The sequence below is a fragment of the Moorella sp. E306M genome, from assembly GCF_006538385.1.
In the GTDB taxonomy this organism is placed as follows: domain Bacteria; phylum Bacillota; class DSM-521; order Neomoorellales; family Neomoorellaceae; genus Neomoorella.
In genome coordinates this window covers 796,442-811,623 of record NZ_BJKO01000001.1, presented here as the reverse complement: position 1 = coordinate 811,623, position 15,182 = coordinate 796,442, and the positions used below count along the sequence as shown (strand labels likewise).

General features: G+C 56.7%; 19 protein-coding genes. 17 read left to right on the top strand and 2 right to left on the bottom strand.

What is annotated here, in order from left to right; translation table 11 throughout:
* Positions 1-146: 146 nt before the first annotated feature.
* The 12 genes from nifH (at position 147) to mtnP (ending at position 10,805) form a co-directional block, all read left to right on the top strand.
* Positions 147-974, top strand: coding sequence for a nitrogenase iron protein (gene nifH / locus FLZ89_RS04230; RefSeq protein WP_141304474.1), 828 nt, complete (start codon positions 147-149; stop codon positions 972-974).
* A gap of 51 nt (positions 975-1,025) precedes the next feature.
* Positions 1,026-1,343 (top strand): P-II family nitrogen regulator, encoded by a 318-nt coding sequence (locus tag FLZ89_RS04225; RefSeq protein ID WP_054936573.1) that lies wholly within the window; start codon positions 1,026-1,028, stop codon positions 1,341-1,343.
* 16 nt (positions 1,344-1,359) lie between these two features.
* On the top strand, positions 1,360-1,722 hold the full coding sequence (locus tag FLZ89_RS04220; protein ID WP_172613440.1) for a P-II family nitrogen regulator: 363 nt from the start codon (positions 1,360-1,362) through the stop codon (positions 1,720-1,722).
* Positions 1,723-1,768: 46 nt separating this feature from the next.
* Positions 1,769-3,229 (top strand): nitrogenase component I subunit alpha, encoded by a 1,461-nt coding sequence (locus FLZ89_RS04215; RefSeq protein WP_054936571.1) that lies wholly within the window; start codon positions 1,769-1,771, stop codon positions 3,227-3,229.
* Positions 3,220-4,698, top strand: a complete 1,479-nt coding sequence (locus FLZ89_RS04210; protein ID WP_141304473.1) for a nitrogenase component 1 — start codon at positions 3,220-3,222, stop codon at positions 4,696-4,698. Before FLZ89_RS04215 ends, FLZ89_RS04210 begins: the two co-directional genes overlap by 10 nt.
* 17 nt (positions 4,699-4,715) lie before the next feature.
* Entirely contained in the window at positions 4,716-6,098 is a 1,383-nt protein-coding gene (locus FLZ89_RS04205; protein WP_141304472.1) for a nitrogenase component 1, read from the top strand.
* The gene (locus tag FLZ89_RS04200; RefSeq protein WP_141304471.1) at positions 6,079-6,894 is read left to right on the top strand and encodes a radical SAM protein; all 816 of its coding nucleotides are present in this window, start codon (positions 6,079-6,081) and stop codon (positions 6,892-6,894) included. Before FLZ89_RS04205 ends, FLZ89_RS04200 begins: the two co-directional genes overlap by 20 nt.
* 31 nt (positions 6,895-6,925) lie before the next feature.
* Positions 6,926-8,137: a homocitrate synthase gene (gene nifV, locus FLZ89_RS04195; protein WP_141304470.1), complete on the top strand. Its 1,212-nt coding sequence runs from the start codon at positions 6,926-6,928 to the stop codon at positions 8,135-8,137.
* A 194-nt stretch (positions 8,138-8,331) separates the two neighbouring features.
* A complete protein-coding gene (locus FLZ89_RS15900) occupies positions 8,332-8,490 on the top strand; it encodes a hypothetical protein (protein WP_216363838.1) in 159 nt (52 codons plus the stop codon).
* A gap of 101 nt (positions 8,491-8,591) precedes the next feature.
* Positions 8,592-9,653 carry an S-methyl-5-thioribose-1-phosphate isomerase gene (mtnA, locus tag FLZ89_RS04185; protein WP_253256406.1) on the top strand — a complete coding sequence of 354 codons (1,062 nt, stop codon included), beginning with the start codon at positions 8,592-8,594 and terminating at the stop codon, positions 9,651-9,653.
* Positions 9,654-9,723: 70 nt separating this feature from the next.
* On the top strand, positions 9,724-9,900 hold the full coding sequence (locus FLZ89_RS15585) for a hypothetical protein (protein WP_172613439.1): 177 nt from the start codon (positions 9,724-9,726) through the stop codon (positions 9,898-9,900).
* Positions 9,901-10,016: 116 nt separating this feature from the next.
* Positions 10,017-10,805 (top strand): S-methyl-5'-thioadenosine phosphorylase, encoded by a 789-nt coding sequence (gene mtnP, locus FLZ89_RS04180; RefSeq protein WP_141263920.1) that lies wholly within the window; start codon positions 10,017-10,019, stop codon positions 10,803-10,805.
* Here mtnP and FLZ89_RS04175 read toward each other — a convergent pair.
* Both FLZ89_RS04175 and FLZ89_RS04170 read right to left on the bottom strand, forming a co-directional pair.
* Positions 10,802-11,758 (bottom strand): S66 peptidase family protein, encoded by a 957-nt coding sequence (locus FLZ89_RS04175; RefSeq protein ID WP_141304469.1) that lies wholly within the window; start codon positions 11,756-11,758, stop codon positions 10,802-10,804. The genes mtnP and FLZ89_RS04175 overlap by 4 nt on opposite strands.
* Positions 11,759-11,884: 126 nt before the next feature.
* A complete protein-coding gene (locus FLZ89_RS04170; protein ID WP_141304468.1) occupies positions 11,885-12,127 on the bottom strand; it encodes a DUF1540 domain-containing protein in 243 nt (80 codons plus the stop codon).
* 240 nt (positions 12,128-12,367) lie between these two features.
* On the opposite strand from FLZ89_RS04170, the gene FLZ89_RS04165 reads away from it, so the two are divergent.
* From FLZ89_RS04165 to pspAA, 5 genes are all read left to right on the top strand, one after another.
* A complete protein-coding gene (locus FLZ89_RS04165) occupies positions 12,368-12,604 on the top strand; it encodes an SHOCT domain-containing protein (RefSeq protein ID WP_141263923.1) in 237 nt (78 codons plus the stop codon).
* Positions 12,605-12,694: 90 nt separating this feature from the next.
* Positions 12,695-13,588, top strand: coding sequence for a zinc metalloprotease HtpX (gene htpX, locus FLZ89_RS04160; RefSeq protein ID WP_141263924.1), 894 nt, complete (start codon positions 12,695-12,697; stop codon positions 13,586-13,588).
* Entirely contained in the window at positions 13,585-14,157 is a 573-nt protein-coding gene (gene pspAB, locus FLZ89_RS04155; protein ID WP_141263925.1) for a PspA-associated protein PspAB, read from the top strand. Before htpX ends, pspAB begins: the two co-directional genes overlap by 4 nt.
* Before the next feature lie 22 nt (positions 14,158-14,179).
* A complete protein-coding gene (locus FLZ89_RS04150; RefSeq protein ID WP_141304467.1) occupies positions 14,180-14,881 on the top strand; it encodes a PspA/IM30 family protein in 702 nt (233 codons plus the stop codon).
* A complete protein-coding gene (pspAA, locus tag FLZ89_RS04145; RefSeq protein ID WP_141263927.1) occupies positions 14,878-15,156 on the top strand; it encodes a PspA-associated protein PspAA in 279 nt (92 codons plus the stop codon). The genes FLZ89_RS04150 and pspAA overlap by 4 nt, the downstream gene beginning before the upstream one ends.
* Positions 15,157-15,182 lie beyond the last annotated feature (26 nt).

The window sequence follows — 15,182 nt, the reverse complement described above, 5'->3', positions numbered from 1 at the left end:
CGTTTTGCAGGAAAGTCCGGCCGGACGATAAGATACAGGTCATCTTCAGCCGTTACAGCAGGCATGGAAACTGCAGCGGCTGGGGTGTATAAACAAATGCAGGTTTAGGATTTTGCATTAAAAACAATAAATATGGAGGGTTGATTATGACCAGAAAAATTGCCATTTACGGAAAGGGTGGGATTGGCAAATCCACCACCCAGCAAAATACCGCTGCCGCCCTTGCCTACTTCTATGGGAAAAAAGTCTTGATTCACGGTTGCGATCCCAAGGCGGATTGCACACGGTTGATTCTCGGCGGCAAGCCGCAGGAGACGGTGATGGATACCCTGCGGGAGTTCGGAGAAGATGCGGTGACCGTCGACCGGGTAGTAAAGACCGGGTTTTGCGGGATCAAGTGCGTCGAGTCCGGAGGGCCGGAACCGGGCGTCGGTTGTGCCGGCAGGGGTGTAATCACGGCCATCAGTTTGATGGAAGAGCTGGGTGCTTATACACCGGACCTGGATTTCATCTTTTTCGACGTACTGGGTGACGTTGTCTGCGGCGGTTTTGCTATGCCGGTGCGTGAAGGTAAGGCCCAGGAGATCTACATTGTGGCCTCGGGGGAAATGATGGCTCTTTATGCCGCCAATAATATCTGTCGCGGTATGGTCAAGTATGCCGAACAGAGCGGCGTCAGGCTGGGGGGTATCATCTGCAACAGCCGTAACGTTGATGGGGAGAGGGAATTGATGGAAGAGTTTTGTTCTCGCATCGGTACCCGGATGCTCCACTTTATTCCCCGGGACAATATCGTCCAGAAAGCGGAATTTAACCGCCAGACGGTGACCCAGTTCGATCCGGATTGCAACCAGGCCCGGGAGTACAAAGAGCTGGCCAGAAAAATCATTGATAACGATATGTTCGTCATTCCGCAACCGATGACCATGGACGAAATGGAGAACCTGGTGGTCAAATTCGGGCTGCTGGACTAAAAACCGGAAGCCTCAAGAGAAGATGAAAATTTATATACGGGGGTTATAGCTATGAAAATGCTCCGGGCTATCATTCGTCCCGAAAAAAGCGAAGAAGTGGTAGATGCCCTGGCTGAAGCCGGATACGTGGCCCTGACCAAAATGGATGTGGTCGGGCGGGGTAAACAAAGAGGTATTCATATGGGCAGTATCTACTACGACGAACTGCCCAAAGTAATGATCATGCTGGTAGTGGAAGACAGCCAGGTGGAAGAAGTGGTAGCGATCATTACCAGGTCAGCCCATACCGGAAACTTCGGTGACGGCAAAATCTTTGTCACACCGGTGGAAGAAGCCTACACCGTACGGACAGGTTCCGCCGGGCTGTAGGGAAAGGGTGATCTCCTTGAAAGAAATAGTTGCCATCATCAGGCCCAATAAAATTAACGCTACCAAAAAAGCCCTTGACGTGTTAGGTTTTCCGGGTATGACCGCCTGCAAGGTAGTCGGGCGGGGTAAGCAGAAAGGCATTCTTGGGGAAGTAGCCTTCACCGTCAGCCCCGAACTGCAAAACCAGGAGGGTGGGATGAAATACGTGCCCAAAAGGATGCTTTCCCTGGTGGTAGACGATCAAGACGTGTCCCTGGTTGTGGCGGCAATCATCAAAATCAACCGTACCGGCCAGATTGGCGACGGGCGTATCTTTATATGTCCTGTTGAGGAAGTAGTACGTATACGCACGGGGGAAAAGGGAGAGACGGCCATCTGATTGAGAGGGTAGGGGATATTTTCCGTTAGGGGGGAAGAAGAACATCATGCCGATGGTAAAAATGAAGTGCAACGAAACGATTCCCGAGCGGGATAAGCATATTTACCGCACCGAAAAGGAGAAATCCATAATTCCGGCCTGTAATATCGCCACCCTTCCCGGGGATATGACCGAGCGGGGGTGTGCTTTTGCCGGTGCCCGCGGGGTCGTAGGCGGACCAATTGCCGACGTCATCCAACTGGTTCATGCGCCCGTAGGTTGTGCCTGGTACACTTGGGGTACGCGGCGCCATCTGTCCGACTTTTATCTCTGGGCTACGCCCACTCGCCTGACCAATGTTGCCTTCAACCGCCGCTACTGCGTGTGTACCGACATGCAGGAAAAAGACGTTGTTTTTGGAGGCATGAAAAAGCTGGAACGGGCCTGCCTGGACGCCATCCGGCTCTTCCCTGAAGCAAAGGGCCTGATTATTTTTACCACCTGCACCACCGGCCTGATCGGCGACGACGTGCAGGCGATAGCCCGGCAGGTTGAGAAGGAAACCGGCAAGCTGATCTTCACTTCCGAATCACCTGGTTGCTCCGGGGTGAGCCAGTCAAAAGGTCACCACGATTTTAACACCCAGTTTTACCGGCAGATACGGCAGTTAAGGGAGCGCCGGCCGGAGCTGAAAATGAGCGAAGAAGAAAAAACGCCCTATGACATCTGCCTGATTGGCGAGTACAACATGGACTGGGATTTAAAGGTGGTGAAGCCCCTCTTTGAAAAAATCGGCGTGCGCGTTGCAGCCGTTTTTAGCGGTAACGAGCGCATCGAAAACCTGGTCAAGATGCCCGACGTAAAATTAAACGTGGTGCACTGCCAGCGTTCGGCCGAGTATATCGCCCACATGCTTGCAGACGGGTTTAACATTCCCTTTATTCGCGTCTCCCTTTTCGGGATTAAACAGACTGCGGAAGCGCTGCGGAAAACGGCCGCCTTCTTTGGCCTGGAGGAGCGGGCCGAGGAGGTAATTGCTGAAGAAATGAAGCGGGTAGAGAAGAGCCTGGCTTTCTACCGGGAAAAGTTAAAGGGCAAGCGGGTGGCCATTTACGTTGGCGGGCCGCGGGTCTGGCACTGGATCAAGCTGATGGAGGAACTGGGGATGACCGTGGTGGCCGTCGCCTGCACCTTTGCCCACCAAGACGACTATGAAAAGATCAACGCCCGGGCGCCGGAGGGAATGCTGGTTATCGACAACCCCAACGAGTTTGAAATCGAAGAGATGCTAAAGAGCGAAAAACCGGACCTGTTTTTAACGGGACTAAAAGAAAAGTATATCGCGCGCAAGATGGGTATTCCTACGGTAAACTCCCATTCTTATGAAAAAGGTCCTTACGCCGGCTTTGTCGGTATGGTTAATTTCGCCCGGGATATTTACCAGGCCCTTTATGCACCGGTTTGGCAATTCCAGTGGGGCCTTGACGGTGCTCCATTAAAAGACGAGGGGGGAAGGGCATGCAGCTAAAGGAAATTCCAATTGCAGGCATACCTTACGATCAGATAAAAATCGCCAAAGTCCCGGCCACGCCGGAGTATTGTGAGCGGCCGGCAGAGCTGATCCCCTCCACGAGCAGGAGTGTGGTGATCAATCCCAACCGTACTTGTATGCCCCTGGGAGCCATGTGGGCGGTGCTGGGAGTAAAAAAGGCAGTTCCCTTTGTCCAGGGCGCCCAGGGTTGTACCACCTACGTGCGCTATACTTTCAGCCGTATTTTTAAAGAACCGGCCGTTATCGCCACCGCCTCCTTCCATGAGGATGCAGCGGTTTTTGGCGGCCGGCGCAACCTGGTGGAGGGCATTCGCAACCTGGTGGTACGTTACTGGCCGGAGTTGATTGGTGTAGTGACCACCTGTTCCAGCGAGATTATCGGCGACGATATGGTCAGCTTTATCAAAATGGCCAGGGCCAACCTGCGCAAAGAGATCGGGGCGGAAAAAGCGGACCAGATCCCCATCGTGCTGGTTAACACCCCCAGCTTTGCCGGGTCCCACGTGGAAGGTTATGACCGCGCCTCCCGTGCCTTTGTGGAGACCCTGGCTACCACCAGAGGGGAGCCCAACGGCAAGGTAAATATCATCCCCGGCCTGCTCTACCCGGGCGATATCCGGGAGATCAAACACCTGCTGCGCCACATGGGTATAGAAGCGATAGTGCTCTTTGATATTTCCGATACCCTGGACGCTCCCCTGGAGCCGCCAACGTCCGTCCCCTACTGGGCTCCCGGCGGCACTGAGGTAGAGGAAATTAAAGATATGGCCAATTCGCTGGCCACCTTTGCCCTGCAGCCCCACGCCGGCCAGGCCGGGGCCCGCTACCTGGAGCGCAAATACGGCGTGCGTGCCGTGGTGGGGCCGCCGCCGGTGGGAGTACAGGGCACCGATGCCTTTTTAAAAGCGTTGCGGGAAATAACCGGAAAACCCATCCCCCGGAGCCTCTTAGAGGAAAGGGGACGTTTGGTTGATTCCCTGGCCGACACCTTGCATCACACCATGATGAAAAAGGTGGCTGTTATGGGGGACCCTGATATCGTGCTCGGTGTCACTCGCTTCGTGCTGGAAATGGGTATGGAGCCGGTGGCCCTGGCCGGTGGTACGGCCAGTAAGACCTTCGTCCACGATGTAGAGGCTATCCTGGCCGAGGCAGGGTATGAAGGTGAACCGCCGCTGATCATCAACGGCGGTGACCTGTTCGAGTTTGAGGAGTACCTGAAAAAACAATCGCGCCTGGACCTGATCATCGGTAATTCCCGGGCCGTAGACATCTCCCGTGAGCTGCAGGTACCACTGGTGCGGGTAGGTTTTCCTATCTATGACCGCTTCGGATATCAAAAACGCCCCATTGTCGGTTACCGGGGTGGGGAGATGCTCCTGGCGGAAATTGTCAACAGCATGCTGGATTACCAGTACCCGGATGACCGTACCCAGCAGCTGTAAGGAGATGAGGGAGGCAAATGCTCATTGAAACAATGCCCGAACGGGCCGGACATCTGGAGCCGGCGAACCTGCCCGCGTGTGAGCGGCGTACCTTACCCGGGGTGATCTCCCAGCGGGCCTGCCTGCTTTACGGAGCCCGCTGGATGCTGGCGGCCATCAGGGACGCGGTTCACCTCATCCACGGGCCGGTGGGTTGTGCCTACTACAGCCAGACGGTACGACAAAAGAATTACAAGGTGTTTTCTACCGGTCTGGGAGAAAAGGAGATTATCTTCGGCGGCGGGGAAAAACTGGAAGAGGCTATCAGGGAAGCAGTAAGTTTGTATCCCCGGTCGTCAGCCGTGCTGGTTTACACTACCTGCGCGGCAGGACTGATCGGTGAAGACGTGGAGGCGATCTGCAAACAGGCGGCGGCTGCCCTGGGCCTGCCGGTGGTGCCGGTCAACTGCCCGGGTTTTGGCGGGGTGAGCCAGGGTGACGGGCACGATGTCGCTGCGGCAGCCCTGCTGGAGCATTTTATCGGGCGCGGTTCTGCCGGGACTCCCCTGGAAAACAGTGTGAACATCCTGGGCGAGTTTGATGTTCAGGGCGATTTGAAGGAAATTGAGCAGCTATTGCAGCGTCTCGGTTTAAATATTATCTGCGCCGTTTCCGGCCGGGCAACGGTAAAAAATTTGGCCCGGGCTCACCGGGCCCGGCTCAACATCGTCCACTGCGGGCGTACCGGGCGCTGGCTGGCCCGGAGGATGGAGGAGCGCTTCGGTATTCCCTGGCGGAAGGTATCCTTTTTCGGTTTGGACGCAACCGCGGCGGCACTGCAGGCCATCGCTGCTTTCTTTAACCGTCCGGAGGCGGCCGCGTGGGTAGAAAAGGAGGCGGAAGCCACCAGGCAGAGGGCGCTTCCTTACCTGGGACGCCTGGCGGGCAAACGGGTGGCCCTGTTTTTTGGCGCTTCCCGTATGGGTTCCATGGCCGGGGCCTTCAGGGAATTGGGTATGGAGGTGGTTTTATGCGGCTCCCAATTCGGCTGTCAGGAAGATTATACCGAATCCCGCCGCTGCCTGGGCCGGGGAACGCCGCTGATCGATGACGCTCACCAGCGGGAGCTGGAGGAATTCTGGCACCGCTACCGGCCGGATTTGCTGGTGGGGGGTACCAGGGAGAGATTTGTGGCCCATAAGATGGGAATACCCTTCCTGGTCTTTCCCCAGGAAACAAGCCCTTATGCCGGCTTCAACGGTTTTGTGCATCTGGCCCGGGAAGCGGCGGCCCTGGTGGGAGCGCCGGTGTGGCGGTTGAGCAACAACGGGCTCTTGCGGGAAGAAGGAGAAGAAAAGATGGCTGAATATGTACGGTATGTGGAGAGGGGGAAAAAGGAGAATGGGAGATCCAGCCTATGAAGAGATAACCAGGGAACATCCATGCTACAACAAAGCCGCTGCCAGGTGGTTCGGGCGCATCCACCTGCCGGTAGCGCCGGACTGTAACATAAAGTGTCGCTATTGTACCCGGCTCTACGATTGCGCCAATGAAAACCGACCCGGCGTGACCAGCCACCTGATGGCCCCTGGGGAAGCCCTGCAGCACGTGCAGCGGCTGGTGGAAAGGGACAGGTGCATTCGGGTGGTAGGCGTTGCCGGTCCCGGGGAGCCCCTGGCCAATAAGGCCACGATCCATACCCTGCGGCTGGTACATCGCCGCTTTCCGGGGCTGATAAAATGTATCAGCACCAACGGGTTGTTGTTGACCGAAAGCCTGCCGGCGCTGCGGGAAGCAGGGGTGCGGGCGGTGACGGTGACGGTGAACGCCGTTTCCCCGGCGGTAGGCAGCCGGATTTACGATTACGTATCTTACCGGGGACGGGTATACAAGGGAGCTGCCGCGGCGGAACTGCTGTGGCGGGCCCAGCATGAGGGTATTCGCCAGGCCCGGGAATTGGGCATGGTCGTTAAAGTAAACAGCGTGCTCATTCCCGGAATCAATGACTATCACCTGGAAGAGGTGGCCCGGGCGGTGAAGGCGGCCGGGGCGCATGTCATGAACATAATTCCCCTGATTCCCCAGGGGGAATTTGCCGGACTGCTGCCACCGCCGCCGGCGCGGGTCAACCTGTTGCGCCGGAAGTTGTCGCCCATTATTGACCAGATGTCCCACTGCCGGCGCTGCCGGGCGGACGCGGCGGGGAGGCTGGGATGAGATTTTATGCCCTGCCCTGGAGGTGAGGCTGATGCGGGTGCGGGTTGTGGATACGACCTTGCGGGACGGGGAGCAGGCCCCGGGGGTGGCTTTTAACCTTGAGGAAAAGGTAACCATTGCCCGGATGCTGGACCGGCTTGGCGTAGCGCAGATTGAGGCCGGCACGCCGGCCATGGGGGAAATTGAGCAACAGGCTATAAAGGCCATCGTCAGGATGGGCTTAAAATGCCGGATCAGCACCTGGAACAGGATGCTATGGGAAGATATCCGCGCCTCCCTGGCCTGCGGGGTACGTGATGTGCATATTTCCGCTCCCGTGTCGCCCATTCAAATCCGGTACAAACTGGGGCAAAGTCACCAGTGGGTGCTGGAGCGCTTGCGGCAGGCCTGCCTCTATGCCATGGACCACGGCCTGCGGGTGACAGTGGGAGCGGAGGACGCTTCCCGGGCAGACCCCGTTTTCTTGCTGGAGTTTGCCTTCCTGGCCCGGGAACTGGGGGCGGAACGGCTGCGTTACTGCGATACCGTGGGTGTTCTGGACCCGTTCACCACCTTTGAGCGTCTTGCCTGGCTGAAAGAAAAAATAGACCTGGAACTGGAGTTTCACGGTCATAACGACTTCGGCCTGGCCACGGCCAACGCCCTGGCGGCCGTCAAGGCCGGTGCTGGTTGGGTGGATGCCACCATCTGCGGACTGGGGGAAAGGGCAGGGAACGCCGCCCTGGAGGAGGTGGTCATGGCCCTCAAGCACCTGCACGGGGTCGATCCCGGCTTCAAGACGGAAAGGTTACGGGAAATCGCCGCGTATGTGGCCCGCGCCTCAGGGCGGCAACTGCCTGCTTGGAAACCGATCGTCGGCAGCAACATATTCGCCCACGAATCAGGCATTCATGCCGACGGCACCCTCAAAGATCCCCGGACTTATGAGGTATTCGCGCCTGAAGAAGTCGGCCTGGAGCGGCAGATTGTAATCGGCAAACACTCCGGCACCGCCGCCATCAAGGCAAAGTTTGCCGCATACGGCATCGCCTTGAGCCAGGATGACGCCGCAGCCATGCTGGAACGGGTGCGGGCGGCAGCGGTGCAGCTTAAGCGCTCCCTTGACGACAAAGAATTGGTTTATCTATATGAGGACTACCTTCTCCACCAGGCCGCCGGGACAAGATCAGCACCCCAAGCGGTAGCAGCAGCGAGCCAGGAGAAACGGCCTGAATCACCTCTGCCTTCCGTGCAGCCTTTATAAAAAGCATAGGAAAAAAATCGAAGGGGAGCCTCGCCCGGGAGCGGGCTCTTTTTTTGCCATCGGTGTGCTATAATAATAGTTATTAACAACGGATTATATTAGCTAGAGGGAGTCCGGTGCATGATCGGTAAAGTCAATGACGATTTTTTCCGCCAGGCCATTTTACCTCATGCAGGGGCTGGAGCCCCGAGGTAGTGGTAGGGCCGCGCATGGGCGTGGATGCGGCTGTCCTTAAAATAGGAGAGGAGTGCCTGGCTGTTGCCGAAGACCCCATATTCCCGGGGGCCACGATGTTCCCCGAAATTGTGGCTAAAGTCAAAGCCCTGGCAGCAAAAGTAGAAGAACTTGGTTAGGAGAGAAAACGTGGCCGCCTTAAAGGGGCTACGGTTTTAACCTGTACCGGCCCGGACGAGCAAAATATTAAAGAGCCAGAACTGGCCTGGAGGTGTCCTTTTTGCAGTACGAACCTGTTGCGCCTATTCGCTGGCAGGACGGCCAGGTGGAAATGATTGACCAGACGCGCCTGCCGGAGGAGCTGGTCATTATCCGGCCCCGGACGGTAGAGGAAATGTGGGATGCTATTAAAACGCTAAAGGTCCGGGGGGCACCGGCCATCGGCATAGCTGCGGCCCTGGGCCTTTACCTGGCCATCAAGGATTCCCGGGCCAGGGACAGGGCTGAATTTGAGACCGAGTTAAAGCAGGCTGCCGCTTACCTGGCCTCGTCCCGGCCAACGGCGGTCAACCTTTTCTGGGCCTTGAAACGGGTTCAGAAGGCCGTTGCCGCCGCCACCACCACCAATGATGTTTCTTCCTTGAAAGATCTGGTGTTAAAAGAAGCCCTGGCCATCCGCGACGAAGATGAAGCCACATGCCGGGCCATTGGAAAAAATGGCGCTGCCCTCCTCCAGGATGCCGAAGCCGTCCTCACCCACTGCAATGCCGGCACCCTGGCTACCGCCCGCTACGGTACGGCACTGGCGCCTATTTATTACCTGGCATCCCGGGGCAAGGTGCTCAAAGTGTTTGCCGATGAAACCCGGCCCCTTCTCCAGGGAGCAAGGCTTACGGCCTGGGAACTGCACCAGGCCGGTATCCCGGTTACCCTGATTACCGATAATATGGCCGCTGCCGTCATGGCCCGGGGCCTGGTCCAGGCGGTCATCGTCGGTGCCGACCGCATTACCGCTAACGGCGATGTGGCCAATAAAATCGGCACCTACGGGGTGGCAATACTGGCCAGGGAACACGGCCTTCCCTTTTATGTAGCAGCTCCGGCTTCTACCTTTGATTTAAGCCTTTCCAGCGGTGAGCAGATTCCCATTGAAGAAAGGGACCCGGCGGAAGTCAGCCACTTTGGCCTGCGGCCCACGGCGCCGGAAGGCATCAACATTTTTAACCCGGCCTTTGACGTGACGCCGTACCGTTATGTGACCGCTATTATTACCGAAAAAGGCATTATCAGGCCCCCGTATAAAGAGAATATCCCGCGCGTGCTAACCGGTGAAAGCAGGTGACAGCCGTTTACCCTGGGCGACGGATGAGCATAATATAAAAAATTCACCCCAAAGGAGGCCGGGCGTGCATATGGATAAGGAAAGAGAAATCGACGAGCAGCGGCGGTTGGCTGAAGCCCTGGGGGAGGAAGAAGAGCAAAAGAGGGAGCAGTTCGCCCGCGGTATCTTGCGGGAAAGGGAAGGCATAGCTGCTGAAAGGGAGAAATTCCTCCACGACCTGAAAACCGGGTCCATCAAGAAATTGTAGCTAAAAAAGAGGCCATTTGCGGTTGGGCAGCAGGTGGCCTCTTAAAGTATTTCTAGTTCTATGATAAAATTGTTAAATAGTGGACAGTATACCAGGTTGGAAGGAGCGTGGTCCGGGTGCGCATAGCCATTATCGGAGGGTCCGGGGTTTACGATCCAGGAATTTTAAGCAATATCAGGGAAGAAAGGGTTGAGACGCCTTATGGTACGGCCGTGCTTAAGGTCGGTACTTATCAAGGCGAGGAAATAGGTTTCATGCCCCGCCATGGGGAGAAACATACTGTACCTCCCCACAGGGTGAATTACCGGGCCAACATCTGGGCCCTGAAGATGTTGCAAGTAGAACGAGTCCTGGCTACGGCCGCCGTCGGTTCCACCAACCCCGACTACAGGCCGGGGGATTTTGTCATTGTCAATGATTTCCTCGATTTTACCAAAACCCGCACTTATACCTTTTTTGAAGGCGGCGAGACGGGGGTAGTCCATACGGATTTTACCACGCCTTACTGCCCTGAGCTGCGGCGGTTGCTCGTGGAGACGGCTGCTGCCCTGGGGATCAAAGCCCACGACGGCGGCGTTTATGCCTGTACGGAGGGACCCCGCTTTGAAACCCCGGCCGAGATCCGTATGATCCGGCAGCTGGGCGGGGACCTGGTGGGAATGACCAACGTCCCCGAAGTAATCCTGGCCCATGAGGTGGGCCTGTGCTATGGCCTTATAGCCATGGTAACCAACATGGCGGCCGGTATTTCCGCCACTCCTTTAAGCCATGCCGAGGTCCTGGAGATCATGGACCAGAACGGCAAGAACCTGCGAGAGCTCATCATGCAAACTATCCCCAGGATACCCCGGGAAAGGAACTGCCGCTGCAGCCTAACGGGTGGAAAAATTGAAGTCCACGACTAGGGTGGCGCTACTGCTGCCTCCAGGTAAGTCAGAGTACGCGCCGCCGCATCCAGGCGGGCGCGGATACCCAGGGGCAGGGTGGCCTGGGTGGCCAGGTGGCCGGCGGGCAGGCCGTAGAAACAGGGAATACCCAGGGGGGCCAGGTGGTCGGTTATAACTTCCAGGAGGCCGGGTTGAAGAGAGGGATTTTCGCATCCGGTACAGAAACCTAGAACAATCCCGGCCGCAGCTTCCAGTTTATGAGCCAGCTTGAGCTGGGTGAGCATGCGGTCGATGCGGTAGGGGGCCTCATCCACTTCTTCTATGAAAAGAATTTTCCCCCGGGTGTCAATTTCAAAGGGTGTACCCAGGGTGGCAACTACCAGGGACAGGTTGCCGCCGGTGACTATTCCCTCGGCCCGTCCGGGAGTAATGGTCACCGGTGGGGGTAATCCAGGCGCCGGCGGGATGCTGCCCAGGGGTGAAGCAACCGCCAGGGCCCGGCAGAGGCTTTCCCTAGTATAGGGGGGGAGGGCCTTACTGCCCAGTTCGGGATAGAGCATGGGGCCATGAAAGGTTACCAGGCCGGTCATTCTGTTGAGGGCCAGGTGCAGGGCGGTAATATCGCTGTAGCCCACTAAAATTTTAGGATGGTAGCGGATAAGGTTGTAGTCGAGGTCAGCCAGGAGCCGCAGGGTGCCGTAACCGCCCCGGAGGCATATTATGGCCTTTACTTCCGGGTCCTGGAACATCTGGTGCAGGTCGGCCAGGCGCCCGGCATCCCTGCCGGCCAGGTAGCCGGTGGCTTTGCTGATATGGGTGCCGGTACGTACTCTGTAGCCCAGGCTGAGCCAGAAGTCGATCCCCCTGGCCAGGTACGCCGGGTCTGGCAGGGGACTGGCCGGAGCAATGATGCCAATCGTATCGCCTTTTTGAAGGGCCGGCGGTTTAATAATGGGAGTAGTTGCGGACATGGTGCTTCCCTCTCCTTGTAGTTGAATTCCCGGGGTTGCAGCAGGCCCCCTGGTCCAATATATATGCTCTATTAAAATAAAAACGGCAGGGTGTACCTGCCGTTTGCCTATAATTTCACCGGGCAGCTATTTGCGGGTGATGCCGTCGGCGTTCTTTTGAGCAGAACCCTTGGCAATGAAAGTCTTGCAGCAGGTTTCTGCCGAAGACTTTACGGGGGTAGCTGAAATACTACCGGCCATAGGGGCATCGACATTCTGGGGTTGAGAATTGCTGATGGCATCGGAAGTAACCAGGATTTGCGAAGCGTCACAGACGTTACCGCTGGACCAGTAATGGCAGTTGTTAACGCTGCAGGTAATGCGCGGCATGAAGGGCACCTCCAAAGAATTGATTTGTTTTTTAATACAATTTCCTTGAAAGAGCCTTTTTATGCGCTGCTATACTTGATATAATTTACAGCCCACCGGTATATACTAATTTTGAAGTTTTAGTGAAGTTCCTTGACAAAGGTGAAGCCAGTAAATAAGATGGACTTAAACAACTACAGGCAGGGGGTATGTCAAACTCAACCCTGAACTTGCTAAAAATAGTTGAGGAGGTTATTATATATGATGTGGGGATATTATGGCAACTGGGGGATGGGCCTCTGGATGCTGGTCTGGTGGGTGTTACTAATTGGCATCCTGGTCCTGGCGGTTTATGGCCTGGTAAGCCTGTTTAACCGCCGCACCGGCCAGCAGCCCGCGCTGCGTCCTGACCCCCTGGCAATATTGAAGGAACGCTATGCAAGGGGTGAAATTACCACCGACGAGTACCACCGTATGCGTGAGGAACTCAGGGAGTGATATGTTCAATTCCATGTTCTGGGGAGCTCTTCATGGCGGTCATCAACCGCCTCCACTGCTTGTGACTTCCTATTTCGGGGGAGGGTGGCTATGCGACGCCAACTTGGCAGCGATGCCGGTTTAACGGCGCGAATGTTTTTGACCATGTTTTTACTGGCAGCCCTGTATCTCTTTTTCCTGGCCGTCTTGTGGCAGGCCGGGGTGAGTTATACAGGTATTATCATTTTTGTCGGGATTATGCTGGCCGTCCAGTATTACTTTTCCGACCGCATGGTTCTCTGGTCCATGGGTGCCAGGGAGGTATCTCCCCGGGAAGCGCCGGAACTCCATGCCCTGGTGGAAAGGCTGGCCGCCCTGGCCGATTTACCCAAACCCAGGGTAGCTATTGTTGATACTCCCATGCCCAATGCCTTTGCCACCGGCCGCAGCCCGGCCAATGCCGTCGTGGCAGTGACAACCGGGATCCTGGAACGCCTGGATCCCCCGGAACTGGAAGCCGTCCTGGGTCATGAATTGAGCCATATCAAAAACCGGGATATGACGGTGCTGACGCTGGCTAGCTTTTTTGCCACCGTTGCTTCCTTTATCGTGCAAAACTTTTTCTACTGGGGCGCCTTTGGCGGCCGCGACCGGGACGAGCGCAACAATACCATGCTGGTTTACCTGGTGTCCCTGGTGGTCTGGCTGGTCAGCTACTTCCTCATTCGTGCCCTGTCCCGTTACCGGGAATTTGCTGCCGACCGGGGCGCGGCCATCCTTACCGGTGCGCCGGGCCAGCTGGCCTCTGCCCTGGTAAAGATCAGCAGCAGCATGGCGCGCATCCCTGACCGGGATTTGCGCCAGGCCGAGGCCTTTAACGCCTTCTTCATTATCCCGGCCTTAAACAGCAACAGCATCATGGAGCTTTTCTCTACCCACCCGTCTCTGGAGCGCCGCCTGGCCTACCTGCGTAAACTGGAACGGGAAATGGAGGAATGGCGGTGAGCTTCTGGGACGCCCTCCTGGGGCGAACCCGGGTACCACCGGCGCGCACGGAGCCCCTTTTCGCCCTGAGCACGGCCATTGTCACCCTGGAAAGCGAGCTGGGCTGGCAGCCCTGCGGCCGCGCAGGGGTAGTCCTGCGGCCCGGTGAAGACAGTTTTTTTACCACCACCCAGGAAGAGACGGAGGAACTGGTATCCCTGGCCGCCCGGGAAATGGAAGGCCGCCTCGAGAGTAAAAAGGATGAATATGGCTACCACTGGCTCATCTTCGCCGATCGTGACTGGGAGGATCTGGTCGCCCTGGCCCACATGGCGGGTCAGAATTTTAAGGAGAAGGGTGCCGGCGACCGCCTGCTGGCGGCAGTTTTCAAGCTGCAAAAAAAGGACCAGGTCCTTTATCTCATTTTCAGCTACAAGAGAGGTGCTTTTTATCCCTTTATCCCCGTTGATGAGCACAATAAGAAGCGGGATAATGCTGGTGAAATGCGCCTGGCGGCTTTAATGGATAAGGAACTTCCCTGGGAAAAGGATATCACTCGCTGGTACCCCCTCTGGGGTTGCCCGGTATAATCCACGAAAGGAGTTTTATACTATGGGGATCCTGTCGCGCATGTCGACAATTTTCAAATCTAAGATGAACAAAATCCTCGATCAGGTAGAAAATCCCCAGGAAACCTTGGAGTATTCCTACAACCGTCAGCTGGAAATGCTCCAGAACGTCAAACGTAACCTGGCTGATGTCGTTGCTTCCAAAAAACGTCTGGAACTCCAGGCCGTCAAGTTGAAGGACAGTCAAAAAAAGCTGGAAGATCAGGCCCGCCAGGCCCTGCAGCTGGGGCGCGAGGACCTGGCCACTACCGCCCTGGAGCGGAAAGCAGCCATCCAGCAGCAGCTGGATGGCCTGCAGGAACAGATTAAAGGGCTGGAAGCGGAACAGGCAAAACTTGCTGCCGTAGAGGCCAAGCTTCAGGCCAAAGTGGAAGCCTTCCGGACTAAGAAAGAAATAATCAAGGCCCAGTATTCGGCGGCTCAGGCCCAGGTCAAGATTGGCGAGGCGGCCACCGGTCTGTCGGAAGAGCTGGCCGACGTCTCCCTGGCCATCCAGCGCGCCGAAGAAAAAACAGAGCAAATGCGGGCCCGGGCGGCAGCCATTGACGAGCTGGTAAACTCCGGGGTCCTGGAAGATGCCCTGGAACCGGCCGACCCCCTGGAGCGGGAGCTGAAACAGGCTGGCGCTGCCACCCAGGTCCAGGCGGACCTGGAGCGCTTGAAGAGAGAGGTGGGCAAAGCTTGATAATCCGTATTTTATCGGAAGGCCAGTACCGGCTGGAAGGGGAGGCCTTGAGCGAACTCGACCGGCTAGATGACAGGCTGCTGGATGCCCTTGAAGCAGGCAACCCTGAGGAATATGATAACAGCTTCCGGGAGGTTCTGTCCCTGATCCGCGGGCGGGGCATACGCATTCCTGATACGGAACTGGTAGAATCGGATCTTATCCTGCCGGCACCGGATACTACCTTTGAAGAGGCCCGCAACCTCTTTGCTGATTACCCGAGGCATCTCAGCTAAGATAAAAGTAGAGGATTTTAAAAGCA

What these genes read in the sequence shown, in the direction of transcription:
- FLZ89_RS04205 (WP_141304472.1), top strand. Translation starts at nt 4,716, where the DNA reads ATGCTCATTGAAACAATGCCCGAACGGGCCGGACATCTGGAGCCGGCG.
- FLZ89_RS04150 (WP_141304467.1), top strand. Translation starts at nt 14,180, where the DNA reads ATGGGGATCCTGTCGCGCATGTCGACAATTTTCAAATCTAAGATGAAC.
- FLZ89_RS15585 (WP_172613439.1), top strand. Translation starts at nt 9,724, where the DNA reads ATGGATAAGGAAAGAGAAATCGACGAGCAGCGGCGGTTGGCTGAAGCC.
- htpX (WP_141263924.1), top strand. Translation starts at nt 12,695, where the DNA reads ATGCGACGCCAACTTGGCAGCGATGCCGGTTTAACGGCGCGAATGTTT.
- FLZ89_RS04225 (WP_054936573.1), top strand. Translation starts at nt 1,026, where the DNA reads ATGAAAATGCTCCGGGCTATCATTCGTCCCGAAAAAAGCGAAGAAGTG.
- nifH (WP_141304474.1), top strand. Translation starts at nt 147, where the DNA reads ATGACCAGAAAAATTGCCATTTACGGAAAGGGTGGGATTGGCAAATCC.
- FLZ89_RS04165 (WP_141263923.1), top strand. Translation starts at nt 12,368, where the DNA reads ATGATGTGGGGATATTATGGCAACTGGGGGATGGGCCTCTGGATGCTG.
- nifV (WP_141304470.1), top strand. Translation starts at nt 6,926, where the DNA reads ATGCGGGTGCGGGTTGTGGATACGACCTTGCGGGACGGGGAGCAGGCC.
- FLZ89_RS04215 (WP_054936571.1), top strand. Translation starts at nt 1,769, where the DNA reads ATGCCGATGGTAAAAATGAAGTGCAACGAAACGATTCCCGAGCGGGAT.
- FLZ89_RS04175 (WP_141304469.1), bottom strand. Translation starts at nt 11,758, where the DNA reads ATGTCCGCAACTACTCCCATTATTAAACCGCCGGCCCTTCAAAAAGGC.
- FLZ89_RS04200 (WP_141304471.1), top strand. Translation starts at nt 6,079, where the DNA reads ATGGGAGATCCAGCCTATGAAGAGATAACCAGGGAACATCCATGCTAC.
- FLZ89_RS04210 (WP_141304473.1), top strand. Translation starts at nt 3,220, where the DNA reads ATGCAGCTAAAGGAAATTCCAATTGCAGGCATACCTTACGATCAGATA.
- FLZ89_RS04170 (WP_141304468.1), bottom strand. Translation starts at nt 12,127, where the DNA reads ATGCCGCGCATTACCTGCAGCGTTAACAACTGCCATTACTGGTCCAGC.